Source organism: Rhodoferax sp. GW822-FHT04A08 (genome assembly GCF_058801025.1).
The window spans coordinates 478,023-503,069 of the sequence record NZ_JBXAMW010000003.1; the positions used below are offsets into that span (position 1 = coordinate 478,023).

30 protein-coding genes and 1 tRNA gene are annotated in these 25,047 nt (G+C 63.1%); 23 read left to right on the forward strand and 8 right to left on the reverse strand.

Annotated elements, in window-relative coordinates:
• Positions 1-24 precede the first annotated feature (24 nt).
• From AC1RMF_RS09460 to AC1RMF_RS09480, 5 genes are read right to left on the reverse strand one after another with little or no spacing between them, the layout of a single operon-like run.
• The gene (locus AC1RMF_RS09460; RefSeq protein ID WP_493141248.1) at positions 25-1,254 is read right to left on the reverse strand and encodes a methyltransferase; all 1,230 of its coding nucleotides are present in this window, start codon (positions 1,252-1,254) and stop codon (positions 25-27) included.
• Positions 1,254-2,099 (reverse strand): NADPH-dependent 7-cyano-7-deazaguanine reductase QueF, encoded by an 846-nt coding sequence (queF, locus tag AC1RMF_RS09465; RefSeq protein ID WP_342616819.1) that lies wholly within the window; start codon positions 2,097-2,099, stop codon positions 1,254-1,256. The genes AC1RMF_RS09460 and queF overlap by 1 nt, the downstream gene beginning before the upstream one ends.
• The gene (locus AC1RMF_RS09470) at positions 2,096-3,019 is read right to left on the reverse strand and encodes an alpha/beta fold hydrolase (RefSeq protein WP_493141249.1); all 924 of its coding nucleotides are present in this window, start codon (positions 3,017-3,019) and stop codon (positions 2,096-2,098) included. The genes queF and AC1RMF_RS09470 overlap by 4 nt, the downstream gene beginning before the upstream one ends.
• Complete coding sequence (yaaA, locus tag AC1RMF_RS09475) at positions 3,016-3,786, reverse strand: peroxide stress protein YaaA (protein WP_493141250.1); 771 nt, start codon at positions 3,784-3,786, stop codon at positions 3,016-3,018. Before yaaA ends, AC1RMF_RS09470 begins: the two co-directional genes overlap by 4 nt.
• A 7-nt stretch (positions 3,787-3,793) precedes the next feature.
• Positions 3,794-4,105 (reverse strand): DUF2798 domain-containing protein, encoded by a 312-nt coding sequence (locus AC1RMF_RS09480; protein ID WP_493141251.1) that lies wholly within the window; start codon positions 4,103-4,105, stop codon positions 3,794-3,796.
• Between the two features lie 55 nt (positions 4,106-4,160).
• Between AC1RMF_RS09480 and AC1RMF_RS09485 the strand changes: the two genes are divergently transcribed.
• A complete protein-coding gene (locus AC1RMF_RS09485; protein ID WP_493141252.1) occupies positions 4,161-7,082 on the forward strand; it encodes a valine--tRNA ligase in 2,922 nt (973 codons plus the stop codon).
• Between the two features lie 70 nt (positions 7,083-7,152).
• Here the strand turns inward: AC1RMF_RS09485 and AC1RMF_RS09490 are convergent, their stop codons facing one another.
• Positions 7,153-7,380 (reverse strand): sulfurtransferase TusA family protein, encoded by a 228-nt coding sequence (locus AC1RMF_RS09490; protein WP_342616814.1) that lies wholly within the window; start codon positions 7,378-7,380, stop codon positions 7,153-7,155.
• Between the two features lie 55 nt (positions 7,381-7,435).
• Positions 7,436-8,338: a cysteine synthase CysM gene (gene cysM / locus AC1RMF_RS09495; RefSeq protein ID WP_493141253.1), complete on the reverse strand. Its 903-nt coding sequence runs from the start codon at positions 8,336-8,338 to the stop codon at positions 7,436-7,438.
• Between the two features lie 40 nt (positions 8,339-8,378).
• Here cysM and AC1RMF_RS09500 point away from each other — a divergent pair.
• The 4 genes from AC1RMF_RS09500 (at position 8,379) to AC1RMF_RS09515 (ending at position 10,447) form a co-directional block, all read left to right on the forward strand.
• Positions 8,379-8,463 (forward strand) — tRNA-Leu (locus AC1RMF_RS09500).
• A gap of 107 nt (positions 8,464-8,570) precedes the next feature.
• A complete protein-coding gene (locus AC1RMF_RS09505; RefSeq protein WP_493141254.1) occupies positions 8,571-9,374 on the forward strand; it encodes a DUF6538 domain-containing protein in 804 nt (267 codons plus the stop codon).
• Complete coding sequence (locus AC1RMF_RS09510; protein ID WP_493141255.1) at positions 9,371-9,520, forward strand: hypothetical protein; 150 nt, start codon at positions 9,371-9,373, stop codon at positions 9,518-9,520. The genes AC1RMF_RS09505 and AC1RMF_RS09510 overlap by 4 nt, the downstream gene beginning before the upstream one ends.
• Before the next feature lie 102 nt (positions 9,521-9,622).
• Positions 9,623-10,447 carry a flagellin N-terminal helical domain-containing protein gene (locus AC1RMF_RS09515; protein ID WP_493141256.1) on the forward strand — a complete coding sequence of 275 codons (825 nt, stop codon included), beginning with the start codon at positions 9,623-9,625 and terminating at the stop codon, positions 10,445-10,447.
• Between the two features lie 43 nt (positions 10,448-10,490).
• Here the strand turns inward: AC1RMF_RS09515 and AC1RMF_RS09520 are convergent, their stop codons facing one another.
• Entirely contained in the window at positions 10,491-10,706 is a 216-nt protein-coding gene (locus tag AC1RMF_RS09520) for a hypothetical protein (RefSeq protein WP_342616691.1), read from the reverse strand.
• 312 nt (positions 10,707-11,018) lie between these two features.
• Between AC1RMF_RS09520 and AC1RMF_RS09525 the strand changes: the two genes are divergently transcribed.
• The 18 genes from AC1RMF_RS09525 to hypE are packed head-to-tail and all read left to right on the forward strand — an operon-like array spanning position 11,019 to position 25,047.
• Positions 11,019-12,107 (forward strand): hydrogenase small subunit, encoded by a 1,089-nt coding sequence (locus tag AC1RMF_RS09525; RefSeq protein WP_493141257.1) that lies wholly within the window; start codon positions 11,019-11,021, stop codon positions 12,105-12,107.
• A 30-nt stretch (positions 12,108-12,137) separates the two neighbouring features.
• A complete protein-coding gene (locus AC1RMF_RS09530) occupies positions 12,138-13,994 on the forward strand; it encodes a nickel-dependent hydrogenase large subunit (RefSeq protein WP_493141258.1) in 1,857 nt (618 codons plus the stop codon).
• Positions 13,995-14,020: 26 nt separating this feature from the next.
• Positions 14,021-14,623 (forward strand): HupE/UreJ family protein, encoded by a 603-nt coding sequence (locus tag AC1RMF_RS09535; RefSeq protein ID WP_493141259.1) that lies wholly within the window; start codon positions 14,021-14,023, stop codon positions 14,621-14,623.
• Positions 14,624-14,669: 46 nt separating this feature from the next.
• Positions 14,670-15,413, forward strand: coding sequence for a Ni/Fe-hydrogenase, b-type cytochrome subunit (cybH, locus tag AC1RMF_RS09540; RefSeq protein ID WP_493141260.1), 744 nt, complete (start codon positions 14,670-14,672; stop codon positions 15,411-15,413).
• A 5-nt stretch (positions 15,414-15,418) separates the two neighbouring features.
• Complete coding sequence (locus AC1RMF_RS09545) at positions 15,419-15,757, forward strand: HigA family addiction module antitoxin (RefSeq protein WP_493141261.1); 339 nt, start codon at positions 15,419-15,421, stop codon at positions 15,755-15,757.
• A 24-nt stretch (positions 15,758-15,781) separates the two neighbouring features.
• Positions 15,782-16,468: a HyaD/HybD family hydrogenase maturation endopeptidase gene (locus AC1RMF_RS09550; protein WP_493141262.1), complete on the forward strand. Its 687-nt coding sequence runs from the start codon at positions 15,782-15,784 to the stop codon at positions 16,466-16,468.
• Positions 16,469-16,479: 11 nt separating this feature from the next.
• Positions 16,480-16,809, forward strand: a complete 330-nt coding sequence (locus AC1RMF_RS09555; RefSeq protein WP_493141263.1) for a HypC/HybG/HupF family hydrogenase formation chaperone — start codon at positions 16,480-16,482, stop codon at positions 16,807-16,809.
• Positions 16,806-17,315 carry a thioredoxin domain-containing protein gene (locus AC1RMF_RS09560; protein ID WP_493141264.1) on the forward strand — a complete coding sequence of 170 codons (510 nt, stop codon included), beginning with the start codon at positions 16,806-16,808 and terminating at the stop codon, positions 17,313-17,315. The genes AC1RMF_RS09555 and AC1RMF_RS09560 overlap by 4 nt, the downstream gene beginning before the upstream one ends.
• Positions 17,316-17,342: 27 nt before the next feature.
• Positions 17,343-18,209 carry a hydrogenase expression/formation protein gene (locus AC1RMF_RS09565; RefSeq protein WP_493141265.1) on the forward strand — a complete coding sequence of 289 codons (867 nt, stop codon included), beginning with the start codon at positions 17,343-17,345 and terminating at the stop codon, positions 18,207-18,209.
• Entirely contained in the window at positions 18,206-18,460 is a 255-nt protein-coding gene (locus AC1RMF_RS09570) for a rubredoxin (protein ID WP_493141266.1), read from the forward strand. Before AC1RMF_RS09565 ends, AC1RMF_RS09570 begins: the two co-directional genes overlap by 4 nt.
• Positions 18,461-18,471: 11 nt before the next feature.
• Complete coding sequence (hybE, locus tag AC1RMF_RS09575) at positions 18,472-19,029, forward strand: [NiFe]-hydrogenase assembly chaperone HybE (protein ID WP_493141267.1); 558 nt, start codon at positions 18,472-18,474, stop codon at positions 19,027-19,029.
• Positions 19,026-20,159, forward strand: coding sequence for a hypothetical protein (locus tag AC1RMF_RS09580; protein ID WP_493141268.1), 1,134 nt, complete (start codon positions 19,026-19,028; stop codon positions 20,157-20,159). Before hybE ends, AC1RMF_RS09580 begins: the two co-directional genes overlap by 4 nt.
• Positions 20,152-20,499, forward strand: a complete 348-nt coding sequence (locus AC1RMF_RS09585) for a hydrogenase maturation nickel metallochaperone HypA/HybF (protein ID WP_342616678.1) — start codon at positions 20,152-20,154, stop codon at positions 20,497-20,499. Before AC1RMF_RS09580 ends, AC1RMF_RS09585 begins: the two co-directional genes overlap by 8 nt.
• A gap of 33 nt (positions 20,500-20,532) precedes the next feature.
• Complete coding sequence (gene hypB, locus AC1RMF_RS09590) at positions 20,533-21,465, forward strand: hydrogenase nickel incorporation protein HypB (RefSeq protein ID WP_493141269.1); 933 nt, start codon at positions 20,533-20,535, stop codon at positions 21,463-21,465.
• Positions 21,465-22,592, forward strand: a complete 1,128-nt coding sequence (locus tag AC1RMF_RS09595; protein WP_493141270.1) for a Kae1-like domain-containing protein — start codon at positions 21,465-21,467, stop codon at positions 22,590-22,592. The genes hypB and AC1RMF_RS09595 overlap by 1 nt, the downstream gene beginning before the upstream one ends.
• On the forward strand, positions 22,583-22,834 hold the full coding sequence (locus tag AC1RMF_RS09600; protein ID WP_342616675.1) for a HypC/HybG/HupF family hydrogenase formation chaperone: 252 nt from the start codon (positions 22,583-22,585) through the stop codon (positions 22,832-22,834). Before AC1RMF_RS09595 ends, AC1RMF_RS09600 begins: the two co-directional genes overlap by 10 nt.
• Entirely contained in the window at positions 22,831-23,988 is a 1,158-nt protein-coding gene (gene hypD / locus AC1RMF_RS09605) for a hydrogenase formation protein HypD (protein WP_493141271.1), read from the forward strand. Before AC1RMF_RS09600 ends, hypD begins: the two co-directional genes overlap by 4 nt.
• Before the next feature lie 9 nt (positions 23,989-23,997).
• Positions 23,998-25,047, forward strand: a complete 1,050-nt coding sequence (gene hypE, locus AC1RMF_RS09610) for a hydrogenase expression/formation protein HypE (RefSeq protein ID WP_493141272.1) — start codon at positions 23,998-24,000, stop codon at positions 25,045-25,047.

The following is a 25,047-nucleotide window of genomic DNA, read 5'->3' on the forward strand; positions in this document are numbered from 1 at the left end:
GAACTGCGCCAGAGCCCCTTCTGCCTAGTGGAGGGCCTTGGCATCGGCCAGCCGCCACAGCGAAGTCACCTCCACCGACCGCGCAGCATGCAAAGGATCCGCGGAGTCGCTGGCCTTGCCATGCACAGGCACGGTGTCGAGGCGACCGACGACAACCAGGCCCGCAGCAGCAAACGCTGCCAGCAAATCTGCACGGCTACGCAGCCCCAGATGCTCGGCCAGATCGGACAGGATCAGCCAGCCCTCACCTTGCGGCTCTAGATGGGCCAGCAGCCCGTTCAGAAAGCCCAGCAGCATGCCGCTACCTTCGTCGTACACCGCATGCTCGATCGGCGAGCCCGGACGTGCAGGTAGCCAGGGCGGATTGCAGACGATGATGTCTGCCAGCCCCGCGGGAAACAGATTGGCCTGCTGCACGTCAACCTGGGCGCTCACGCCCAGTTGCTCCAGGTTGCTGCGGGCGCACTGCAAGGCGCGCGCATCCATGTCGGTAGCCACCACGTGGCCCACGCCACGCCGCGCCAGCACGGCTGACAGCACGCCGGTGCCGGTGCCAATATCAAAAATGGTCAGCGCTGCGGTATCCGCAGCCAAAGGTGCCAGTTTGACTAGCCCGACGTATTCACCACGCACTGGAGAAAACACACCGTAATGCGGGTAGATACGGTTGTTGGGTGCCGCACCGAGTGAGGATATTTCCACGCCGTTCTTGCGCCACTCATGGGCGCTGATCAAGCCCAGCAGCTCGCGCATGGACGCCACACTTCCACCCTCGCCCGCCACCACGTCGCCCCAGGCTTGCGCACAAGCGATTCGGGCATCGGGACTGCGGCGCAGGGTCAGGCCATAGTCCTCGCTGAATGACAAAAGCACCATGCTCAGTACGCGGGCGCGTTGGGCCTGCGCCTGCCTATGCAGGTGAAAGCCTTTGGCAGCCGCCGCAGCGTGTTCTTCCGCACTGAACGTAGCGGGCTTCGCAGCCAGCGGTTTGCGTTTGCGCCCCCGCTTGTCGGTGGCGGCCGACTGGTCAATGCGGCGCCCCAGCGCCTGCAACATCTGGCGCGCGTTCTGGAAGTCACCGCGCCAGAGCAGCGCAGTGCCTTCGCACGCCAGACGGTAGGCCGCATCTGCCGTCATGGTGTCGTCTGCCAGCACCACCTTTTTGGGTGCGGAGGCGCCACGTTCGGAGCGCCAGCGGGCGCTGCAGTCGTGGCCGCCCTCTTGCCAGTGGATGGTGGGAAAGACGGCGGCCACTATTGGCGTGCCGTTCGTGTGTTCAGTGGCAGCGCCTGCGGATGGCTGGTGCGAAAGGGGTTGATGTCCAGACCGCCGCGGCGTGTGTAGCGCGCATAGACGGTGAGCTTGAGCGGCTTGCAGCGCGTCCAGAGGTCCATGAAGATGCGCTCCACGCACTGTTCATGGAACTCGTTGTGGTTGCGAAAGCTCACCAGGTATTGCAGCAAGCCTTCCTGGTTGATCTGCGGGCCGGTGTAGCTGATCTGCACACTGCCCCAGTCGGGCTGGCCGGTGACCAGGCAATTGCTCTTGAGCAGATTGCTCACCAGCACTTCGGTGACCGGCGGCTCTTCGGTTGCAGCGGTGAGCAAGTCGGGTGCGGGCTGGTAGCGGGTGCATTCGACGTCGAGACGATCCAGGCTCAGGCCATCGAGTTCGTAAATCGGTTCCCGGTCAAACAGCTCGGGGCCAATCATCTTGACGCCCACCGAGGACTGCACCACACCGCCGCGCCATACGGCTTCGTTGATGTCGGCACGCAGTCGCGCCAGCACCTCGGCGGCATCGGTAAAACGGGTGTTGTTGTAGCTGTTGAGGTAGAGCTTGAAGGACTTGCTCTCCACGATATTCACGGATTCGCAGGGGATGGTGAAGTGCACCAGCGCCACCTGCGGTTTGCCACGCGTGTTGAGCCAGCTCAGCTCGTAGGCGGTCCAGATGTCGGCGCCAAAAAACGGGCTGGCTCCGGTCACCCCGATCTCGGCACGCTTGCCGGCGCGGGGAATGGGAAACAGCAGCGACGCATCGTACTGATCCACATAGGCCGAGGCCTTGCCCAACTGGGACTGTTCAGGGGTGTTCACGGTGCATCTCCGGCAATGTGCTTCTGGGCCATGTATAGGCGTGGGATCAGGGTTTCATGGATCTGCCGCACCGGCTCGGGAGGCAGGTCGTGCCCCATGCCTTCTATTCCCACCAGCACGGCATGCGGAATGCGACGTGCCGTGTCCTCACCGCAGACAAAGGGAACCAGCGGATCGGCATGCCCGTGAACCACAAGGGTCGGGCATTGGATGCGCCCCAGCAAGGCAGCGCGTGTGCTGTCGGCCATCACGGCGACGGTCTGTCGCAATGTACCGTGCGGTTGCTGGCTGCGGCGGTAGGCCTGCACGATCTGCTGGCGCAGCTCAGCTTCGGGCGTCGGATAGCCAGGGCTGCCGATGGCCGTCAGCAATTGCAGACCGTACTGGGTGATGGATTCCTCGCTCTTGTCGCGGGGACGGCTCATCATGATGCGCAATGCATGTGGCTGCGGGCCAGGTAAGCCTTTGCCACCGCTGCTGCTCATGATGCTGGTCAGGCTGGTCACCCGTTGCGGCGCTTCGATGGCCAGATGCTGAGCGATCATGCCGCCCATGCTGACGCCCACCACGTGGGCACAGCTAATGCCCAGCGCGTCCAGCACGCCCAGGCTGTCCTGCGCCATGTCGCTCAGGCTATACGGAGGGTGCAAGGCCATGCCCATCTGGTACTTCATCATGGTCCACGCCATGTTGGGTTTGCCCAAGTGGTCCAAAGCGGTGCTCAGGCCGCTGTCCCGGTTGTCGAAGCGGATCACGCGGTAGCCCGCGTACACCAGCGGCTGCACGAAGTAGTCGGGCCAGGAGATCAGCTGCATGCCCAGGCCCATGATCAGCAGCACAACGGGCCGCTGGCGATGGGATGGGTCTGCGGTGGCAGAGTCCTCCACCTCGATCTGCAGACCGTTGGCAGTGACTTTCATGCCTTGCGCCTGAACACGAGCTTGGCGGGGGTGGAGACTTTGGCGTCAAAGGCATAGCCTTCGGAATCAAAGGACTTCAGCTGGTCCACATGCACCAGCCGGTTGACGGTGGCGTAGCGTGCCATCAGGCCGCGCGCGCGCTTGGCAAAGAAGCTGACGATCTTGTATTGCCCGCCCTTGTACTCCTGGAACACGCACTCCACCACCTGGGACTTGAGCGCCTTGGTGTCCACGGCCTTGAAATATTCGTTGGATGCCAGGTTGACCACCACCGGGCTGGTGTCCTTGCGCAGGCGGGTGTTGAGGTATTCGGAAATGCGCGAACCCCAGAACGCATACAGGTCCTTGCCACCGGGGTTGGCGATTTGCGTGCCCATCTCCAGCCGGTAAGGCTGCATCAGGTCCAGTGGACGCAGCACGCCATAGAGACCGCTCAGAATGCAGATATGGTCTTGCGCCCAGGCCAAGTCGTCGGCGTCCAGGCTGCGCGCATCCAGACCACCGTACACATCGCCATCAAAGGCCAGGGCCGCCTGGCGGGCATTCTTTTCGGTGGCGCGGGTGGACCAGGCTTGGTAACGCGCCACATTGAGCGTGCTGAGCTTGTCGCTCAGGTCCATCAGCTCGGCAATCTGCTTTGGCGACTGGGTCCGCAGCACATCGATCAGCACCTTGGAGCCCTTCACAAACAAAGGGGCCGTGTGTGGCTGGCCGTTCAGCGGGGTCTCGTAATCCAGGGATTTGGCGGGGGAAAGTAGGAACAGCATGGTGCGATTATCCCGAATGGTCCGCACTTCCCTCATGCGGCATCTGGACAACCCCATAGGTTGCTTTGCGCACCAGGGGCAGGACTACCAGCAAGGTAGGAAATGCAATCACCCAAGACAGGGCCCATGAGCCCCACCACAAGGACAGAATGCCTGCAGCCAGTCCCACACTGCGCAACGTGCTCACCAGCGAAATGACTCCCGTCATGATGATGGATAGGAAAAAAGGCATCACCACCGTGGCATAGTGCGCGGGCAGCAGCGGCAGGCCAAACGGGCCGCGGCGGGTATGGGGTTTGGATGCTGCTGGTGTGCTCATCCAGGCTATGGTAGCCCAGCCGGTAAAATCGCCCCTCGCTCTACACTGAATGACTATGTCTGACAACGCCACCCCCAGCACCCCATCCGCCGCACCTGCCACCAGCACGCCCGAACAACCCGGTTTGCAGTCCCTCTCCAAGTCGTTTGAACCGGCCGCTCTGGAGGCGCATTGGGGCCCCGAGTGGGAAAGGCGCGGCTACGGTGTTGCGGGCTACCGTGGAACGCAGGCACCACAGGCCGGTGCTGCATCGTTTGCCATCCAGCTGCCACCGCCCAATGTGACCGGCACGCTGCACATGGGCCACGCGTTCAACCAGACCATCATGGACAGCCTGACGCGCTACCACCGCATGCGCGGCTTCAACACGGCCTGGATTCCTGGCACCGACCACGCGGGCATTGCCACGCAGATCGTGGTGGAACGCCAGTTGGCCGACCAGAAGATCAGCCGCCACGACATGGGGCGCCCCGAATTTGTGAAAAAGGTCTGGGAGTGGAAGGAAAAGTCGGGCAACACCATCACCACACAGATGCGCCGCATGGGCGACAGCGTGGACTGGAGCCGCGAGTACTTCACCATGGACCCTAAGCTGTCCAAGACGGTGACGGAGACATTCGTCCAGCTGTACGAGCAGGGTCTGATCTACCGCGGCAAGCGCCTGGTGAACTGGGACCCGGTACTGATGAGCGCGGTGAGCGACCTGGAAGTGGAAAGCGAAGAGGAAGACGGCTCTCTCTGGCATATCCGCTACCCGCTGGCCGAAGGCTCCGGCGATATCACCGTGGCCACCACCCGCCCCGAAACCATGCTGGGCGACGTGGCCGTGATGGTGCACCCGGAAGACGAACGCTACACCGCGCTGATCGGCAAGATGGTGCGCCTGCCGCTGTGCGACCGCGACATTCCGGTGATTGCCGACGAGTACGTGGACAAGGCCTTCGGCACCGGCGTGGTGAAAGTCACCCCGGCCCACGACCAGAACGACTACGCTGTGGGCCAGCGCCACAAGCTGCCCATGATCTGCGTGCTGACGCTGGACGCCAAGATCAACGACCAGGCACCCGCTGCCTACCAGGGCTTGGACCGCTTTGTTGCACGCAAGAAGGTGGTGGCCGACCTGGAAGCTGGCGGCTTCCTGGTGGAAGTGAAGAGGCACAAGCTCATGGTCCCCCGCTGCGCCCGCACCGGGCAGGTGATTGAACCCATGCTGACCGACCAGTGGTTCGTGGCCATGAACCAGGTGGGCAAGGGCGACGCCACGGGCAAGAGCATTGCCCAGAAGGCCATAGACGCTGTGCAGAGCGGCGAAGTACGCTTTGTACCCGAGAACTGGATCAACACCTACAACCAGTGGATGAACAACATCCAGGACTGGTGCATCAGCCGCCAACTCTGGTGGGGCCACCAGATTCCTGCGTGGTACGACGAAGAGGGCAATGTCATTGTTGCCCGCAACGAAGCCGAAGCACAGGCCAAGGTGCCCGGCAAGACCCTGCGCCGCGATGAAGACGTGCTCGATACCTGGTACTCCAGCGCGCTGGTTCCGTTCAGCACCATGGGCTGGCCCGAGAAGACACAGGACTACGACCTCTACCTACCCTCCAGCGTGCTGGTCACCGGCTACGACATCATCTTCTTCTGGGTCGCCCGCATGATCATGATGACCACGCACTTCACCGGCAGAGTCCCGTTCAGGCACGTCTACATTCACGGCCTGGTGCGCGACGCCCAGGGCAAGAAGATGAGCAAGTCCGAAGGCAACGTGCTCGACCCGGTGGACCTGATAGACGGCATCTCGCTGGACCCCCTGCTCGAGAAACGCACCACCGGACTGCGCAAGCCGGAAACTGCGCCGCAAGTGCGCAAGAACACGCAAAAGGAGTTCCCCGAGGGCATTCCCGCCTATGGCGCCGACGCACTGCGCTTCACCTTTGCCGCGCTGGCCTCGCTGGGCCGCAGCATCAACTTCGACAGCAAGCGCTGTGAGGGTTACCGCAATTTCTGCAACAAGCTGTGGAACGCCACCCGCTTTGTGCTGATGAACTGCGAAGGCCAGGACTGCGGCCTGCTGGAGCACACCAAGGAGCAATGCGCTGTCGGCGGCCCGGCCCATGGCTATCTGGCCTTCAGCAGCGCCGATCGCTGGATTGTTTCGCTCCTGCAAAAGACCGAAGCCGAGGTGGCCAAAGGCTTTGAAGAATACCGTCTGGACAACGTGGCCAACACGATCTACCAGTTCGTCTGGGACGAGTTCTGCGACTGGTACCTGGAAATCGCCAAGGTACAGATACAGACCGGCAATGACGCTCAGAAGCGTGGCACGCGTCGCACGCTGATCCGCACGCTGGAAACCATCCTGCGCCTGGCGCATCCGATCACACCCTTCATCACCGAAGAGCTGTGGCAAAAGGTGGCACCCGTGGCCGGCCGCGAAGGCGCTTCGGTCAGCGTCGCTGCCTATCCGGTGAGCCAGCCCGAACGCATCGATGAGGCGGCAATCGCCGAGATCGCAAAACTCAAGCAACTGGTGGACGCCTGCCGCAATCTGCGTGGTGAAATGAATGTGTCACCTGCCACACGGTTGCCGCTGTTTGTGGTGGCTCAGAGCGAAGCGGAAAGCGCGTTTCTGCAATCTTCGGCCGCGATCCTGCAGGCGTTGGCCAAGTTGAACGAGGTTCGGCTGTTCGCAGACGAAGCATCCTGGCAGGCCGCAGCTCAGGCCGCGCCTGTGGCCGTGGTGGGCGATGCCCGCATCTGCCTGCATATGGAAGTGGACGTTGCTGCTGAAAAATTGCGCCTGGGCAAGGAAGCCAGCCGTCTGGAAGGCGAGATCGCCAAGGCCACCGCCAAGCTCTCCAACGAAGCCTTTGTGGCCAAGGCGCCGCCTGCAGTGATTGACCAGGAACGCAAGCGCGTGGCAGGCTTTACCGACACCCTGTCCAAGGTGCGGGACCAGCTCGCGCGCTTAGGCTAAGCGCCCAAAAAAACAGCGCGCCCAAGGCGCGCTGTTTGGTGGCTTCTGATGGAGCGATGCTGCCAGTCAGTCAGCGGCGACGCAGCACGTGGATGAATTCGCTTTCCAAAGTCTGCTGGTCCAGCAATTCGTTTCCCGTCTGCTTGGCAAAAGCCTGGAAGTCCCTGATCGATCCACCATCGGTGGACACCACCTTGAGAACCTGACCACTCTGCAGTTCCGCCAGCGCCTTTTTGGCCTTCAGGATGGGCAAAGGGCAATTCAGGCCGCGGGTGTCAATTTCTTTGTCAATCTGCATGGGTGGGTTCCTCTATGTGTCCATTGTAGGGTTGCGCAGCCAAGCCGGAGTGGCCTCAAGCCGGAAAAACGCCGGTTGATAGGTAGCGGTCGCCCCGATCGCACACCACGAACACAATGACTGCGTCACGCTCGCGCTCGGAAATCTGTTGGGCCGCCCAGCAGGCTCCCGCCGCAGAAATACCGCCAAATATGCCTTCCTCGCGTGCCAGACGCCGGCACATTTGCTCGGCATCCGCCTGACTCACACTGACCAGTTCATCCACATTGGCTGGGTTGTAGATCTTCGGCATGTACGCCTCGGGCCACTTGCGTATGCCCGGAATTCGGGAGCCTTCAGAAGGCTGTGCGCCCACGATGCGGATGGCCGGATTCTTTTCCTTGAGGAACTGGGACACGCCGGTAATGGTGCCGGTGGTTCCCATGGCACTGACGAAGTGGGTGATCTTGCCGTCCGTGTCAGCCCAGATCTCAGGGCCGGTGGTTTCGTAGTGGATGCGCGGGTTATCCGCGTTGGCAAACTGGTCCAACACCTTGCCTTGCCCCTCCCGCTCCATCTTGTCGGCGAGGTCTCGGGCGTACTCCATGCCACCGCTCTTGGGCGTGAGGATCAGCTCTGCACCAAAGGCCTTCATGGTTTGCGCACGCTCGATCGACAGATCCTCCGGCATGATCAGCACCATGCGGTAGCCCTTGATGGCTGCGGCCATTGCCAGAGCAATACCGGTGTTGCCGGAAGTTGCCTCGATCAGTGTGTCACCCGGCTTGATCTCTCCACGCTCCTGCGCCCGTCGGATCATGCTCAGGGCCGGCCTGTCCTTGACCGAACCTGCAGGGTTGTTGCCCTCTAGTTTGCCGAGTACGACGTTGTTGTTCTGCGTGTTGGTCTGTGCGCCTATGCGCTGCAGCGCAACCAGCGGGGTTTTTCCAACGGCGTCTTCAATGGTAAGAAAGTTCATGTGCATAAATGTGCCATAATTTACGACTTCCTTCCTGCCTGCCCGGGTGGTGAAATTGGTAGACGCAGGGGACTCAAAATCCCCCGCCGCAAGGCGTGCCGGTTCGATTCCGGCCCCGGGCACCAGACCTGACACTGTTTTGCTCTCTAAGTGATTGATTCACAAGGAAAATCAACAAGTTAGGTCGGTGGATGTAGAGACTTAGTGTGGTAGAAAGTGTGGTCTACCTCCTGTGAAAGTCTCCTTTGGCATCCTCCTCGTGACACTCCCCTATTCGTACCAGCGTGGCAAGGTTATCTACTACCAGCGCCCCGTCCCAACTGACCTCAGAGACCGCTACACAAGCAAGCTCATCAAGGTCAAGCTGGACACCTCAAACATTCGGGCTGCTGCACGTCAAATTGAAATCCTGAACCGAGGGTTAGAAGCAGAGTGGAAAGCCATGCGGGCCACCCCTGAACTGATCCCCAGGACCATCAAGCAGCAAGCTGAAGACCTCTTGAGAGATTGGGACTTGGCACCTGTGGCCCTCGTCGCTGGGGACGATGCTGCATTCCTGTTCCACTCGCACCTCGACCAAAAGCGGGAGGATTTCGCACGGGGGGACGAAGAGGTCTACCGAGATGCTGACCCTTTGGATTACCTCAAGCCTCACGAAATCGAGGCTGCAAAGCTGATCGCTGGAAGTTCCCGGCCACGTCTCACGGATGCCCTGGACCTGTACCTCTCGCGGCACCCAAAGCGCAATAACGAGAAGTTCACCAAGTACGCTAAACAGAGCTTTGGACGGATGCCCGCCTGCTCAGGGGGGCGGCGGGTCATGTGGAGGATTTGTTGCGCTCGGGAGACTTTGCAGCCCAGCACCTCGAAACCGAAGTTCGCAAGCTCCTTGATTTGCTGGAAGGATTTGTATCGGACGTCCAATCCAGACTCGCTCCTTTTCCCGGCCCTACAGCGACAGCGGCAACTCCTGCGCAAGCCCCAGCAGTTGCGACGGACACGAGCCGTATTTACGAGAAATTCCTGCGCGCGTTGAAGGACAACGATCCCGCTGCACAGGAAATGCTCGAAGAGCATCGAGCGGCTCTGGAGACTATCCTGGGGACCAACACTTCGGCGGTCATGGAGCACCTGAATGCCTTCCAGTTTGACGAGGCTCTGGCACTTCTGAACGCTGGCTAAATGCATGCCTGCAAAGTGGTCGGGACTGCCCGCACTTCACCTGGCCCCTTGATCGGTGCAGAATGCTGCTTCTGCACCGCTCCTTTTTGAAAGGACATCGCCATGGCCAGCTCACCCCTTTCCCTGCTCAACAGTTCCAACCAGGCAGCCAACGCACAGGCGCTGGCGATGGTGCGGCTCAGTTCTGGCGCGCGTATCAACTCGGCCAAGGATGATGCCGCCGGGCTGGCCATTGCCAGCCAGATGGTCACCCAGATGGGCTCCACCAGCCAGGCTTCTGGCAATATCAGCGCGGGACTTTCACTCACGGACGTGGCAGGCGCTGCCCTGGGCCAAACCAATGACACCTTGCAGCGCATGCGTGAGCTGGCGGTACAGGCGGCCAACGGAACCAACAACAGTTCCGACCTGCAGGCCATCCAGAAGGAGTTTTCGCAGCTGTCGCAAAGCCTGGATCAGGTTTCTTCGCAGACGCAATTCAACGGGCAAAACCTGCTGGACGGCAGTTTCAACGCCAGCCTGCAAACCGGGCCGAACGCTGGCAATACCTATCAACTGTCTCTGGGAGGTGTGTCGTCGCAAGCGTTGGGCCTGGCAAATGTCGATGTCTCCAGCAGCAGCAATGCTTCCAGTGCACTTGGCGCCATCGACCAGGCACTAGCCAGCGTGGGATCGCAACAAGGCAGCATTGGCGCGTCGCAGGCCGCCCTGAATGCGGCGGCGCAAAACCAGTCGGTCACCTATGACAACCTGGCATCGGCGCAAAGCCAGATCAGCGATACCAACTACGCCAGCGAATCGGCGTCATTGGCCCAGGCCGGTGTGAGCCAGGAGGTGTCGTTGAAGATGTTGACCCTGTATGACGCCAACCAGGCCAACGTCCTGAGCGTATTTCCGGGCGCACTGGGGCTCAACACTCAGGTCTGAACCCGGGCGGTAACCACCGCCGCCCAGCGTCAATCAGCGCAAATTACTTCTCGCACTTGGGCGAGCAGACGTTCTGCACGCGCCCCAGCAATTTGCGGGACATCAGCTGTACACGGGGTTTGTGCTTGCCACAGAGGAAGCAGGACATGGTGGATGCGCCAGAGTAAGTGTTGGTGGCACCGAAGGGTGAACCAGAGACTTTGGCCTTGTAGCGCAAACCGTCGTCCATGATTTTTGATTTGGTAACGGGAGTACTCATGCCCGTATTTTACCGGAACCGCAGGCCCGACATTTTCTCAAGGCTACTGCAAAGTAATCTTCCAGTGCGATTACGCAGCTGAAAGAACTATTTCCAGTAACAGTTGACCACTCCGGGCAGCTCAAATCTGTTGCTCAAAAACTTCCAATAAAAACAACGACTTGCAAGCGCCGATGGGGGTATTCCCTTGGTTGCCAAATTGTGGCCTGTCAATTGCGTAATAGCCATGCCCAGGCCGAAAACTGGGTCGTTGGCGATAACCCCCTTGAGCGGACGCTGGCGAAGAGCAAAAGACAACCGGAGACACCAACAATGGAAACGTTTTACGAGGTGATGCGTCGCCAGGGCATATCACGCCGCAGTTTCATGAAGTACTGCTCCCTCACGGCAACGTCACTGGGCCTAGGGCCAGCCTTTGTGCCGCAGATTGCCCACGCCATGGAAACGAAGCCCCGCACCCCGGTGCTCTGGTTGCATGGCCTGGAGTGCACCTGCTGCTCGGAATCCTTCATCCGCTCCGCGCATCCGCTGGCCAAGGACGTGGTGCTGTCCATGATCTCGCTGGACTACGACGACACGCTGATGGCCGCCGCAGGCCACCAGGCCGAGGCCATCCTCGAAGAGATCATGACCAAGTACAAGGGCAACTACATCCTGGCCGTGGAAGGCAACCCGCCCCTCAACCAGGATGGCATGAGCTGCATCATCGGCGGCAAGCCCTTCATCGACCAGCTCAAGCACGTCGCCAAGGACGCCAAGGCCATCATCAGCTGGGGCAGCTGCGCCAGCTGGGGCTGTGTGCAGGCCGCCAAGCCCAACCCGACACAGGCCACGCCCATCCACAAGGTCATCTTCGACAAGCCCATCATCAAGGTGCCAGGCTGCCCGCCCATTGCCGAGGTCATGACGGGCGTCATCACCTACATGCTGACCTTCGACCGCATCCCCGAGCTGGACCGTCAGGGTCGCCCGAAGATGTTCTACAGCCAGCGCATCCACGACAAGTGCTACCGCCGTCCGCACTTCGATGCCGGCCAGTTTGTCGAAGCTTTCGACGACGAATCCGCGCGCAAGGGCTACTGCCTCTACAAGGTCGGCTGCAAGGGCCCGACCACCTACAACGCCTGCTCCACCACCCGCTGGAACGCGGGCACCAGCTTCCCCATCCAGGCCGGCCACGGCTGCATCGGCTGCTCGGAAGACGGCTTCTGGGACAAGGGATCGTTCTACGACCGCCTGACCAACATCCCGCAATTCGGCATCGAATCCAACGCCGACAAGGTCGGGGGCACCGCCGCCGCCGTGGTGGGCGCCGCCGCAGCAGCCCATGCCGCGGTATCGGCCATCGTGCGCGCCAACCAGAAGAGCGACGCCAAGCCCACGGCTCCCGCTGACCACTAAAGACAACCGACAGACAACCAAGGAAACATCATGGGTGCTTACGAAACGCAAGGTTTCAAGTTAGACAACACGGGGCGTCGGGTGGTGGTCGATCCGGTCACACGCATCGAAGGACATATGCGCTGCGAGGTCAACCTCGACAGCAACAACGTGATCCGCAATGCCGTCTCCACCGGCACCATGTGGCGCGGGCTGGAGGTCATCCTCAAGGGCCGCGACCCACGTGACGCCTGGGCCTTTGTGGAGCGCATCTGCGGCGTGTGCACGGGCTGCCATGCGCTCACCTCGGTGCGCGCGGTGGAAGACGCGCTGGGCATCGTCATCCCCAAGAACGCCTACCTGATCCGCGAGATCATGGCCAAGACACTGCAGGTGCATGACCACGTGGTGCACTTCTACCACCTGCATGCGCTGGATTGGGTGGACGTGGTGTCTGCCCTCAAGGCCGACCCCAAGAAGACCAGCGAGTTGCAGCAGCTCGTGTCCCCTTCGCACCCGCTGTCCTCGCCCGGCTACTTCCGCGACATCCAGAACCGGCTGAAGAAGTTTGTGGAGAGCGGCCAGCTCGGCCCCTTCATGAACGGCTACTGGGGCTCCAAGGCCTATGTGCTGCCGGCTGAGGCCAACCTGATGGCGGTCACCCACTACCTGGAAGCGCTGGACCTGCAGAAGGAATGGGTCAAGGTCCACACCATCTTCGGCGGCAAGAACCCGCACCCCAACTACCTGGTAGGCGGCGTACCCTGTGCCATCAACCTGGAACATGCCGGTGCGGCCGGCGCGCCCATCAACATGGAGCGCCTGAACTTTGTCGAAGCCCGCATCAAGGAGATGATCGACTTCAACAACAACGTCTACATCCCCGACGTGCTGGCCATCGGCACGCTCTACAAGCAGGCCGGCTGGCTCTACGGCGGTGGCCTCTCGGCCACCAACGTGATGGACTACGGCACTTATGAAAAAGTGATGGGCAAGCACGAGACCCAGCAACTTCCCGGTGGCGCCATCATCAACGGCGACTGGGACAAGGTGTTGCCGGTGGACCCGCGCGACCCCGAGCAGGTGCAGGAATTCGTGCCGCACAGCTGGTACAAGTACGCCGACGAAACCAAGGGCCTGCACCCCTGGGACGGCGTGACCGAACCCAACTACGCACTGGGCGACAAGACCAAGGGCACGCGCACCAACATCCAGGAGATCGACGAGAGCGCCAAGTACTCCTGGATCAAGGCACCGCGCTGGCGCGGCAATGCCGTGGAAGTGGGCCCGCTGTCGCGCTACATCCTGGCCTATGCCCACGCCTCCAAGGGCAACACCTACGCCAAGCGCCCCAAGGAACAGATCGACTTTGCCGCATCGATGATCAACACCGGCATCCCCAAGGCACTGGGCATTGCCACCACCGAATACACCGCAAAACAATTGCTGCCCACCACCATTGGCCGCACGCTGGCGCGTGCGCTGGAGTCGCAGTACTGCGGCGAAATGATGTACGAGGACTTCAAGGAACTGGTGGCCAACATCAAGGCGGGCGACACCACCACCGCCAACGTGGAGAAGTGGGACCCCGCCACCTGGCCCAAGGAAGCCAAGGGCGTGGGCACCGTGGCCGCACCGCGTGGTGCACTGGGCCACTGGATCAAGATCAAGGACGGCCGCATCGAGAACTACCAGTGCGTGGTGCCCACCACCTGGAACGGCAGCCCGCGTGACACCAAGGGCCAGATCGGCGCCTTCGAGGCCAGCCTGATGAACACGCCCATGGTCAACCCCGAGCAGCCGGTAGAGATCCTGCGCACGCTGCATTCGTTCGACCCCTGCCTGGCCTGCTCCACCCATGTGATGAGCCCGGACGGTCAGGAAATGGCTACGGTCAAGGTGCGTTGAATCTTTCAAAAAATCTGGAGACAGTCATGCAAGCAATTTCAAAGAGAACCCTCTCGATAACCGTCGGCAGTTTGCTGGCGTTGGCAACCGGTGCGGCGCAGGCACACACCGGTCACGGCGCCAGCACTTTTTCTGAAGGACTGATGCACCCGTTCGGCCTGGACCATTTGCTGGCCATGGTGGCCGTGGGCCTGTGGTCGGTCAGTGCACTGTCCGCGCGCAAAGCCTGGCAGGGGCCTGCTACCTTTGTGCTGGTGCTGGCCCTGAGCGCCTTGGCAGGTGCAGCCGGTGTCACAGCGCCCTACCTCGAACATGCCATTGCCCTCAGCGTGGTCTGCTTCGGTCTGATGCTGGTCTGCGCCCGCGCGACGCTATCGCCCGCACTGGGCCTGGGACTGATCGCAGTGGCGGCTTCCCTGCATGGGCTGGCGCACGGGGCAGAGGCGCCGGCAACGGGTCTGTCCGCCTACATGGGTGGATTTCTGTTGACCACTGCAGCACTGCACGCATGCGGTGTGGCACTGGGCCTGTCCATCCAGCGCATCTTCCAGCGCCAATCCGCATGGCTGGTCAGCGCCCTGGGACTCGGACTGGGCTTTGCGGGCCTGCAACTGTTCGCACAGCTGTAAAGCAGCGCATACCGCAGCCGCAGCGTTTCAAACAACAGGAGACGACATGAGTACCACCCCCGCGCAAGGCTCAGCCCCCGCCATCGACAAGTTCGCGCAGATCGAACAGGCCGATGCGGCCCACGCCACTTCGGTCAAAACCGTTTACGTCTACGAGGCACCGGTGCGCCTGTGGCACTGGGTCAACGCCCTGTCCATTCTGGTGCTGGCGGTCACGGGCTACTTCATCGGTTCGCCCCTGCCCACCATGCCAGGAGAGGCCAGCGACCATTTCGTGATGGGCTACATCCGCTTTGCCCACTTCAGCGCAGGCTACGTGCTGGCGGTGGGGCTGATCGGTCGCATCTATTGGGCCATCGTGGGCAACCACCATGCGCGCGAGCTGTTCTGGCTGCCTCTGTTCCAGGCCACCTATTGGCGCGAACTGCTGGGCATGCTGAAGTGGTACGCCTTCATCAGCCCGCGCCCCGGCCGCTTCGTGGGCCACAACCCGCTGGCGCGCTTTGCCATGGTGTTCAGCTTCATGCTCACGGTGTTGTTCATGGTCGTCACCGGCTTTGCGCTCTACGGCGAAGGCGCGCAGATGGGCTCGTGGCAGGAACGTCTGTTTGGCTGGGTCATTCCGCTGTTCGGCCAGTCGCAGGATGTGCACACCTGGCACCATCTGGGCATGTGGTCGCTGGTGATCTTCGTCATCCTGCATGTCTATGCCGCCGTGCGCGAAGACATCATGGGACGCTCCAGCATCATCAGCACCATGGTCTCCGGCCACCGCACCTTCAAGGACTGAGCAGCATGCGCGCCGGCCAACTGGGCACACAGACCAACCGGGGACTGCCCCCCGGCGTGCCGCCGCGCGCGCCCTGCCATCCGGGCCATTTTTTGCATCGCAACTACCTCACGCCCCTGGGGCTGTCTCAAACAGAAGCAGCGCGACTGCTGGGCGTGTCAAGGCGGCGTCTGCACGAACTCGTCCACGCACAGCGCGACATGACGCCCGACACCGCCATCCGCTGCGCGCTGGTGTTCCGCTCGGACGCACGCTTCTGGCTCGAACTGCAAGCTTCCTGGAACGGCTTTCACGCCTGGAAGCAACTCCGCCCGCAACTGGCTGCCAAGCCGGTCCGGGCTTAACCCCCTCTTTCGGAACACACACCCATGCGCACCGATTCGCCCACTTCCACCTGTCACCAGGGTGGTGACAACCCGTCTGGAACCCAAGGCACCGAAACCATTTGCGTCATGGGTATTGGCAACGTGCTGTGGGCCGACGAAGGCTTTGGTGTGCGCTGCATCGAAGCGCTGCAAAGCCGCTATGAATTTGCCGACCACGTCACCCTCATGGACGGCGGCACTCAAGGCCTGTACCTGGTGCAGCATGTGCAGGACGCCACCCGCCTGCTGATCTTCGACGCCATCGACTACGGTCTGGTGCCCGGCACCCTCAAGGTGGTGAACAACGAGGACGTACCCCGCTTCATGGGCGCCAAGAAAATGAGTCTGCACCAGACTGGCTTTCAGGAAGTGCTGATGCTGGCCCTGCTGACCGAAAAATATCCGCATGAAGTGCAGCTCATAGGCTGCCAGCCCGAGGAGCTGGACGACTACGGCGGCAGCCTGCGCCCGCGCGTCAAGGATGCCATGGAAGACGCGCTGGCCCTGGGCGTGCAAACCCTGCGCCAGTGGGGTGCACGCCCGGTGCCCCGCACCACGCCCTTGACCGAGCGCGAGGCCGTGACCTTTGCACAGCTGGACCTGCAGGCCTATGAGGCCAATCGCCCACCGCGTGAACTGGTCAGCCGCATTGGCGACCAGCGCTTCTTTCCCTCTGCCGACCCGACCTGAAGGAGACCGCCATGTGTATCGGAGTCCCCATGCAGGTCCTCAGGACCGAACCCGGCTACGCCATCTGCCTGGGCCGTGGCGAGCAGCGCCGCGTCAACACCGCATTGATCGATGCGGCCGCGCCAGGTGACTGGGTGCTGGTCTTCATGGACAGTGCCCGCGAACGCATCAGTGCCGCGCGGGCCGAGGAAGTCAACACCACGCTGGACATGGTGCAGGCCGCCATGGACGGCCAGAGCTTCGACATGGACCCGGGCTTTGTACTGCCCTCGGCCATGAGCCAGCAACAACTCAACGCGCTGGCCGGCGCCACCCACAACACACCGCAGGAGACCGCATGAGCACAGAGACCACCCCCACCCACGAAGTCAGCACCGTGGTAAGCCTGCCGGTGCAAGCGCCACCGAGCGCGAGCGCCACCTCGCCACTGATCGAGCGCCTGGTCACCCACCATGGCGGCACCTGGGTGGACGAGACCAACATCGCCGAATGGTCGGCCCAAGGTGGTGACTGCGTGGTGCTGTTTGCGGGCGACCCGGTGCAGTTCCCCATGGGCCTGGATGTGGCTGTGGTGTTGCCCGAACTGCGCAGCGCGCTGAAGCAGAATTTCCGCATCGGTGCCGTGCAGCGTGACAACGAGGCCGCCCTGGCCCGGCGCTACGGCTCGCAGCGCTGGCCCACGCTGATGTTTCTGCGCGATGGCCAGTACGTCACCACGCTCAGCGGCATGCACGACTGGGAAGACTTTGTGCGCGAGATGCAAACCGCTCTGGCGCAGGCCCCCTCGCGTGCACCCACCATCGGCATCCCGGTGGTGAACGGCAATGCCGCCTCGTCCTGCCACTGATTCCACCCACCACCAAGGCAACATCCCATGAAAGAATTTCCCGTCCCCGTGGTTGGCGTAGGCCCTGGCAGCCAGCTTGAAGAAGACACCCTGGAATACATGTCCATGCCCCAGGGTATGGACACGTTCACTGCGCCCTCGCTGCCCGAACCCGAAGAAATCGCCGCCCGCGTCGGTGCCCACAATGCGCTGCGGGCCGCACTGGCCGAGCTGGGCGCCGTCTGCGAAGGCGCCGGCAACCGCGTCATCGACCTCAACCACCTCTCGCAGGAGGACCGTACCCTGATCAACCAGGTGCTGGGCGAAGGCGAAGTCAGCGCCATCGTCAAGGCTGCGGGGCCCGACATGCCCGAGATGAATGTGCAGGAGTCGGTCTTTGCCGGCGTCTGGCGTGTGATCCAGTCGGTGGACGGTGTGGTGGTGTCCGATGCGCTGGAGCTGGGCGCCATTCCCGCCATGCTGGTGCAGGCCGCCAAACAGGATTTGTGGGAGCACATCCCGCGCTGGCAGGGCGAGCTGCCGCCCAATGTGTACAACGCGCCCTCCTTGCTGGCCGAGCTGGAAGACCAGTGGAGCCACTGGCGCCTGGGACTGCCCGCACACGTCATCAACCTCACGCTGCTGCCCATGTCAGATGAAGACATCGGCTTTCTGGACCACCACTTGGGTACCGGGCGCGTACTCATCCTCTCGCGCGGCTATGGCAACTGCCGCATCCTCAACACCCGCACGCCGCACTGCTGGCGCGTGGTGTACTACAACTCGCAGGACACCGTCATCCTCAACACCGTGGAAGTGACCGAGATCCCCGAAGTGGCACTGGCCGCGCCCGAAGACCTGAAAGACTCCTGCGCCCGCCTCAAGGAAGTGCTGGAGTGGGTGGAGCACGCATGATTTCCTCCAGCGGTCCGCGCTTCGAAGGCAGCTTTCTGGGCAACGGCTCCGGCCTGCCTGCCCACACGCGGCTGGAATGCAAGATCTGCTGGTACGTGTACGACCCGGCCCAGGGCGATGCGGTATGGCAGATTCCGCCGCATACGGCCTTTGCCGACCTGCCCGCACACTGGCGCTGCCCGGTGTGCGACGGTGATGCCGAGCAATTCATGGTGCTCGCTGACGAACCCGCTGCATCGCAGGACCTGTAACGCTCCGCCCCATGCCAAACCCACACAGCGCCACCGCAGCAGATGCCCGTGTGCAGCAACGCACGCAGGCTCTGGTGCGCCTGTTCGAGGAAGTGGCGCGCACCCGCATGCAGGGTGTGCCCATACTGAACCCGGCACTCAGGGTGCAGGCGGTGGGCTTTGTGCAGGTCGAGGAGCAGGTGCAAGGCGTGCTGATCACACCGTGGTTCATGAACCTGGTGAACTTCCCCCTGGAGCGCCGGCCAACACGTGTACAGACCGGAAGCCAACAGGCGCTCGTGTTTGGCGACCGCAGTTTCGATTTCATTACCGGGCATGAAGATGCGTTTGGCAGCTATGCCTCGTGCTCGCTGTTTTCGCCCATGTTCGAGTTTCCCGACCAGAACACCGCCGTCACCACGGCAAACGCCGTGTTGTCCACGCTGCGCGCGCCAAAACCTGTCGCACAGGCTCCCGCTGCGCCCGAACCCAAGGCCGTTGCCGTGATCCCGCCTGCCAGTGAGATGCCAGCGCGGCGCGCGTTCTTCCTGGCGCGCCGCAGCGGTCCTGCCGGATCGGCAGCGCCATGAGCGCAACCTCTGCGGATCAGCTGGCCGGGAGCCTGCGCATTGGGCCGGGCAGGCCTTGCCCGTACGGCTTGCAGAGCAGCCGCAGGGACTGGGCCAGTCGCCTGACCGTGGGGATGCCAGCGCATGATCTGGCCGCGCGCCTGGGCAGCCTCTACAGCCTGTGTGGCGAGTCGCACCGGCTGTGCGCCCGCATGGCATTGGCAAGGGCGAACGGCGAATCGCTGGACAACCCGGCGCAGGACGCTGTAGCCCTGCAACAGGAGACGCTGCGCGAACACCTGCGCCGCATCTGCCTGGACTGGCCGCGCCAACTGGCCGTGCCGGTAGAAGCCGCACATGCGCAAAGCGACATGCAGGCGCTGTTGCGCCACAGCCCCCTGTTGCAGGCCGGCGCGCTGCCCGCATCGGCGAACGGAGCCTTGCAGCATTGGCTTGCCGCTGATCTGCTGGGCATGAACCCTGCACACTGGCTGCAGCATTGGGAGCGTCAGCATGCGGACTGGCTGTCGGACTGGTGTGCCCACACCGCCTTGCCCCTGCCCCGTCTGCTGCAGGGTTGTCGCGACCGGCTGCACCGCCGACTGGCGCACAGCGCGATGCTGCGCGTGCATGCCCACACCGACGAACTTCAGCAGCTCGCCATGGGCATGGAACAGTCCCCCGGCTTTGTGCTGCGTCCGCTATGGCGTGCAGGCTGCGCGGAAACCGGCAGTTGGTCACGCCTGCACGAAACTTTTGAAGGCGCGCTCACACCCTGGCTTCGCCTGGGCGCGCGTCTGGCCGAGCTGGTGCGGCTGGCACTGCCGGACCGACCGGGTTACAGCGGCGCACAATGGCTGTCCACGGGCAGCGTGTCGACCGGGCCCCAGGCGGCGCTGGCGTGGGTGGAAATGGCGCGCGGACTGCTGGTGCATCATGTGCGCCTTGACAGCAGCGGCGAGCGCGTGCAATCGTGCCGCGTGCTGGCGCCCACCGAGTGGAACTTCCATGCCAGCGGCAGCGTGGCGCAGGCCCTGGCCACTTTGCCGCAGGAAGTGGACGCAGAGGTGCTGCGCGATATTGATGGACTGGTCAGCGCCTGGGACCCGTGTCTGAGCTATGAATTGAACCTGGAGAATGCCCATGCATGAAGCCAGTCTGGCCGGCGGCATATTGCAGCTGGTCGAAAACGCCGCCCAACGCGAGCACTTTGCCCGCGTGACCCAGCTACGTCTGGAAGCAGGCTCCCTGGCCGGTGTGGAGGTGCGTGCGCTGCGCTTTGCGCTGGAGGCCATTGCGCCCGGCACCTGCCTGGAAGGCGCACAGATCGAGATTGACGAACCCGCAGGCCAGGCCTGGTGCCTGCCCTGCTCTGCCAGCGTTGCCCTGCAGCAGCGCGGCGATGCCTGTCCCTTGTGCGGCAGCTACCAGTTGCAACCCACTGCCGGCACCGAGCTGCGTGTGGTGGATATGCTGGTGGAAGACGCCTGAATTGATGAACCAACCCATGCTGGAGAACACACCATGTGCGTAGTCTGCGGATGTTCCGGGACCGATACCCCGACCATTGAACTTCAAAACCAGGGCGTGGCCGACGCCCGGGGTGACCTGCACTTTGGCGCGGGCGCGGCGCGCGTGTCGGTGCCCGGCATGAGCCAGGCGCGGGCCATCAGGCTGGAGATAGACATCCTGGGCGAGAACAACCGCATCGCCGCCAGCAACCGCCACCACTTTGCCGCCCACGGCACCACGGCGCTGAACCTGGTGTCCAGCCCCGGCTCGGGCAAGACCACGCTGCTGTGCGCCACCATAGAAGCCCTGCGCAAGCGCCGCCCCGAACTGCACGTAGCCGTGATCGAAGGCGACCAGCAGACCAGCTTCGATGCCGACCGCATTCGCGCCACCGGTGCACCTGCCGTGCAGGTCAACACCGGCAAGGGCTGCCACCTGGACGCACCCATGGTGGCCCAGGCCTATGCCAGCCTGCACCAGCATGCCGCACATACGCACAGCCATGCGGCAGATGACCACGATCACGACCACGGTCACACACACGGCCATGACCATGGCGACAGTCACCACCACGATGCCGCCCACAACCTGCTGTTCATCGAGAACGTGGGCAATCTGGTGTGCCCGGCCATGTGGGACCTGGGCGAGGCGGCCAAAGTGGCCATCCTCTCCGTCACCGAAGGCGAAGACAAGCCACTCAAGTACCCTGACATGTTTGCCGCATCGCAACTCATGGTTCTCAACAAGATCGACCTGCTGCCGCATGTGCAGTTCAATGTGCAGCGCTGCATCGAGCTGGCGCGCCGGGTCAACCCCACCATCGAGATCCTGCAGCTCTCGGCCACCACCGGCCAGGGCATGGACGCGTGGCTCAACTGGCTGGACCACGCCATGCACGACCTGGCCGAATCCGCCACCGCTGCTCACACGCACACCCACGCCTGATGCAAACCGGCGGCTCCACCATCCTGGCCTGCGGCGCGTGGCTGAAGAACGCCGCCTGCCTGCTGTCGCCCGAGGGCGTGCAGTGGTCGGCCGTGCACGGTGACCTGAGCGACCCACAGGCCTGCAAGGACCTGCAAGCCAGCGTGGACGCCTGGGTGCAGAGCAGCGGCGGCCGCATTGACGCAGTGGCGCACGATCTGCACCCGGATTTCTTCAGCACCCGGCTGGCGATTCAACTAAGCCAGCGACTCGGAGTGCCCGCCATTGCCGTGCAGCACCACCATGCGCATGTGGCTGTAGTGATGGCCGAACATGGTGTGCACGAACCTGTGGTTGGCCTGGCACTGGATGGCGTGGGCCTGGGTACCGACGGCCAAGCCTGGGGCGGTGAACTGCTCTGGGTCACACCCGAAGACTGGCAGCGCCTGGGCCACCTGAGCCCGCTGTGCCTGCCCGGTGGCGACGTGGCCGCACGCGAGCCCTGGCGCATGGCGGCTGCCGCGCTGCATGCCCTGGGACGAGGTGCCGACATTGAACCCTTCTTTGCCGAGCAGGTAGGCCTACCTGCAGCAAGCACGGTGCGGCGCATGCTGGAACGCGGGCTGAACTGCCCGCCCACCACCAGCACCGGCCGCTGGTTCGACGCCGCTGCCGCCGCCCTGTACTTGAGCCTGCGCCAGAGCCACGAGGCCGAAGCCGCCATCGCGCTGGAGCGGCTGGCCACCGACTGGCAAGCCGCCCATGAAGTGGAACCGGTTGCACACGGCATAGACACCCATGCACAGCAGCTCGACATTCGCCCGCTGCTGGCTCGCTTGCTGGATACGGCGCCCGAGCAGGCCGGTGCCGCCGCACTGTGGTTCCACCTCGCACTGTCCGATGCACTGGCCGATTGGGCCGCACACGCCGCGCAGCAGCGCAAGGTGCAGACCGTTGGCTTGAGCGGGGGCTGCTTCTTCAACCAGTTGCTGAAAAACCGCGTCATCGCCCGACTGCAGGCCCAGGGCCTGCGCGTGCTCTGGCCCCAACACAACTCCTGCGGCGACGCTGGTCTGGCCCTGGGCCAGGCCTGGGTGGCCGCGCAACAGCTCCATTCCACCACCAAGGAACCTGCCCTATGTGCCTAGCCATTCCTGCCAAACTTGTAGAGCTGCGCCCGCACGATCGCGCCGTGGTGGACCTGGGCGGCATCCGCAAGGAAATCTCCATCGCTCTGGTCAGCGGCGTGAACGTGGGCGACTACGTCATCGTCCATGTGGGGCATGCCATCGGTTGCATAGACGCCGAAGAGGCCGAGCGCACCCTGGCCCTGTTCGGCGAGATGGCGCAGATGCAAGCCGACGCCCAAGCCCAGGAGGCCCAGCCATGAAATACATCGACGAATTCCGCGACGGCGCCACCGCGCAAAAGATAGCCGACCGCATTGCCGCCGAAGTGCAGCCGGGCAAGCGCTACAGCTTCATGGAGTTTTGCGGCGGCCATACCCACGCCATCTCGCGCTACGGCATCAGCGGCATGGTCTCCGAGCAGGTGAACATGGTGCACGGCCCCGGCTGCCCGGTGTGCGTGCTGCCGATTGGCCGCATCGACTTGGCCATACGTCTGGCGCTGGAGAGTGGCGTGATCGTCTGTACCTATGGCGACACCATGCGCGTGCCCGCTTCCGACGGGCTGTCACTGATCAAGGCCAAGGCGCGGGGTGGCGACATCCGCATGGTCTATTCGGCCACCGACGCTTTGACCATTGCCCAACAGAACCCCGAGCGCGAAGTGGTGTTCTTTGCCATCGGCTTCGAGACCACCACACCGCCCACCGCGCTGGCCATTCTGGAGGCGCAGCGCATGGAACTGCAGAACTTCAGCGTGCTGTGTAGCCATGTGCTCACGCCCTCGGCCATCACCCACATCCTGGAGTCGCCCGAGGTGCGCCAGTACGGCACCGTACCGCTGGACGGCTTCATCGGACCGGCGCATGTGAGCATCGTGATTGGCTCTCGCCCCTACGAGGGCTTTGCGCGGGACTACCGCAAGCCGGTGGTGATTGCCGGCTTCGAACCGCTGGACGTGATGCAGGCCATCCTGATGCTGGTGCGCCAGGTCAACAGTGGCCGCCACGAGGTGGAGAACGAGTTCACCCGCGCCGTGACGCGCGACGGCAACGCGCAGGCCCAGGCCATGGTGTCCAAGGTGTTCGAGCTACGCACCAGCTTTGAGTGGCGCGGCCTGGGCGAGGTGCCCTACAGCGCCCTCAAGATTCGCCCGGCCTATGCCACCTTCGACGCCGAGCGGCGCTTTGATCTGACCTACAAGCCCGTTCCCGACAACAAGGCGTGTGAGTGCGGCGCGATCCTGCGCGGGGTGAAGAAGCCCGCCGACTGCAAGATCTTCGGCACCGTATGCACCCCGGAAAACCCGGTAGGCTCGTGCATGGTATCCAACGAAGGGGCCTGCGCCGCGCACTACGCCTACGGGCGCTTCAAGGACATTGCAGTGGTCGTGCAACCTGCCACTGCTGCCAACTGAACATTTGCCATGACCAGAAAAAACTATGTGCGTCCGCTGGACATCAAACACGGCCGCGTGGACATGGGCCACGGCGCCGGTGGCCGTGCCGCGGCGCAGTTGATTGAAGAGCTGTTTGTCAGCGCGCTGGACAACCCCTACCTGCGCCAGGGTGACGATGGCGCGAGCTTCCCCATCCCTGTTGGGGGCCGCATGGTGATGGCCACCGACGGGCATGTGGTCTCACCCTTGTTCTTCCCCGGTGGCGACCTGGGCTCGCTCAGCGTACACGGCACCATCAATGACGTGGCCATGATGGGTGCCACGCCGCTGTACCTGGCGGCCAACTTCATTCTGGAAGAAGGCTTTGCCCTGGCTGACCTCAAGCGCATCGTGGACAGCATGGCCAAGGCTTCACGCGAAGCCGGTGTGCCCGTGATCACCGGCGACACCAAGGTGGTGGAGCGCGGCAAGGGAGACGGTGTCTTCATTGGCACCACCGGCGTGGGCGTGGTGCCGCTGGGTGTGGACATCTCGGGCCGCAATGCGCGCGCGGGTGACGTGATCCTGCTCTCGGGCACGATAGGCGACCATGGTGTGGCCGTGCTATCGCAGCGCGAGTCGCTGGAGTTCGAGACCACCATTGAATCCGACTCTGCCGCCCTGCACACGCTGGTGGCTGCCATGCTGGCAGCCGCCCCCGGCGGCGTACGCGTGCTGCGCGACCCCACGCGGGGCGGACTGGCCACCACCCTCAACGAGATTGCTGCGCAGTCCGGCGTGGGCATGCAGCTTGAAGAGGCTTCGATTCCGGTGCGCGCCCAGGTGGATGCCGCCTGCGAACTGCTGGGACTGGACCCGCTGTACGTGGCCAACGAAGGCAAGCTGATTGCCATCTGCAGCTCCGAGTCCGCCCCCGCCGTGCTGGCCGCCATGCAGCAGCACCCCTTGGGCACACAGGCCACCATCATCGGCACGGTCACCGAGGACGAACACCACTTCGTGCAGATGAACACCCGCTTTGGCGGCCGCCGCGTGGTGGACTGGCTCAGCGGCGAACAATTGCCGCGCATCTGCTGA

Excerpts from the sequence above, each read along its gene's own strand:
- AC1RMF_RS09470 (WP_493141249.1), bottom strand. The coding sequence starts at position 3,019 with ATGAAAGTCACTGCCAACGGTCTGCAGATCGAGGTGGAGGACTCTGCC.
- yaaA (WP_493141250.1), bottom strand. The coding sequence starts at position 3,786 with ATGCTGTTCCTACTTTCCCCCGCCAAATCCCTGGATTACGAGACCCCG.
- AC1RMF_RS09480 (WP_493141251.1), bottom strand. The coding sequence starts at position 4,105 with ATGAGCACACCAGCAGCATCCAAACCCCATACCCGCCGCGGCCCGTTT.
- AC1RMF_RS09485 (WP_493141252.1), top strand. The coding sequence starts at position 4,161 with ATGTCTGACAACGCCACCCCCAGCACCCCATCCGCCGCACCTGCCACC.
- AC1RMF_RS09490 (WP_342616814.1), bottom strand. The coding sequence starts at position 7,380 with ATGCAGATTGACAAAGAAATTGACACCCGCGGCCTGAATTGCCCTTTG.
- cysM (WP_493141253.1), bottom strand. The coding sequence starts at position 8,338 with ATGAACTTTCTTACCATTGAAGACGCCGTTGGAAAAACCCCGCTGGTT.
- AC1RMF_RS09515 (WP_493141256.1), top strand. The coding sequence starts at position 9,623 with ATGGCCAGCTCACCCCTTTCCCTGCTCAACAGTTCCAACCAGGCAGCC.
- AC1RMF_RS09520 (WP_342616691.1), bottom strand. The coding sequence starts at position 10,706 with ATGAGTACTCCCGTTACCAAATCAAAAATCATGGACGACGGTTTGCGC.
- AC1RMF_RS09525 (WP_493141257.1), top strand. The coding sequence starts at position 11,019 with ATGGAAACGTTTTACGAGGTGATGCGTCGCCAGGGCATATCACGCCGC.
- AC1RMF_RS09530 (WP_493141258.1), top strand. The coding sequence starts at position 12,138 with ATGGGTGCTTACGAAACGCAAGGTTTCAAGTTAGACAACACGGGGCGT.
- AC1RMF_RS09535 (WP_493141259.1), top strand. The coding sequence starts at position 14,021 with ATGCAAGCAATTTCAAAGAGAACCCTCTCGATAACCGTCGGCAGTTTG.
- cybH (WP_493141260.1), top strand. The coding sequence starts at position 14,670 with ATGAGTACCACCCCCGCGCAAGGCTCAGCCCCCGCCATCGACAAGTTC.
- AC1RMF_RS09545 (WP_493141261.1), top strand. The coding sequence starts at position 15,419 with ATGCGCGCCGGCCAACTGGGCACACAGACCAACCGGGGACTGCCCCCC.
- AC1RMF_RS09550 (WP_493141262.1), top strand. The coding sequence starts at position 15,782 with ATGCGCACCGATTCGCCCACTTCCACCTGTCACCAGGGTGGTGACAAC.
- AC1RMF_RS09555 (WP_493141263.1), top strand. The coding sequence starts at position 16,480 with ATGTGTATCGGAGTCCCCATGCAGGTCCTCAGGACCGAACCCGGCTAC.
- AC1RMF_RS09560 (WP_493141264.1), top strand. The coding sequence starts at position 16,806 with ATGAGCACAGAGACCACCCCCACCCACGAAGTCAGCACCGTGGTAAGC.
- AC1RMF_RS09565 (WP_493141265.1), top strand. The coding sequence starts at position 17,343 with ATGAAAGAATTTCCCGTCCCCGTGGTTGGCGTAGGCCCTGGCAGCCAG.
- AC1RMF_RS09570 (WP_493141266.1), top strand. The coding sequence starts at position 18,206 with ATGATTTCCTCCAGCGGTCCGCGCTTCGAAGGCAGCTTTCTGGGCAAC.
- hybE (WP_493141267.1), top strand. The coding sequence starts at position 18,472 with ATGCCAAACCCACACAGCGCCACCGCAGCAGATGCCCGTGTGCAGCAA.
- AC1RMF_RS09580 (WP_493141268.1), top strand. The coding sequence starts at position 19,026 with ATGAGCGCAACCTCTGCGGATCAGCTGGCCGGGAGCCTGCGCATTGGG.
- AC1RMF_RS09585 (WP_342616678.1), top strand. The coding sequence starts at position 20,152 with ATGCATGAAGCCAGTCTGGCCGGCGGCATATTGCAGCTGGTCGAAAAC.
- hypB (WP_493141269.1), top strand. The coding sequence starts at position 20,533 with ATGTGCGTAGTCTGCGGATGTTCCGGGACCGATACCCCGACCATTGAA.
- AC1RMF_RS09595 (WP_493141270.1), top strand. The coding sequence starts at position 21,465 with ATGCAAACCGGCGGCTCCACCATCCTGGCCTGCGGCGCGTGGCTGAAG.
- AC1RMF_RS09600 (WP_342616675.1), top strand. The coding sequence starts at position 22,583 with ATGTGCCTAGCCATTCCTGCCAAACTTGTAGAGCTGCGCCCGCACGAT.
- hypD (WP_493141271.1), top strand. The coding sequence starts at position 22,831 with ATGAAATACATCGACGAATTCCGCGACGGCGCCACCGCGCAAAAGATA.
- hypE (WP_493141272.1), top strand. The coding sequence starts at position 23,998 with ATGACCAGAAAAAACTATGTGCGTCCGCTGGACATCAAACACGGCCGC.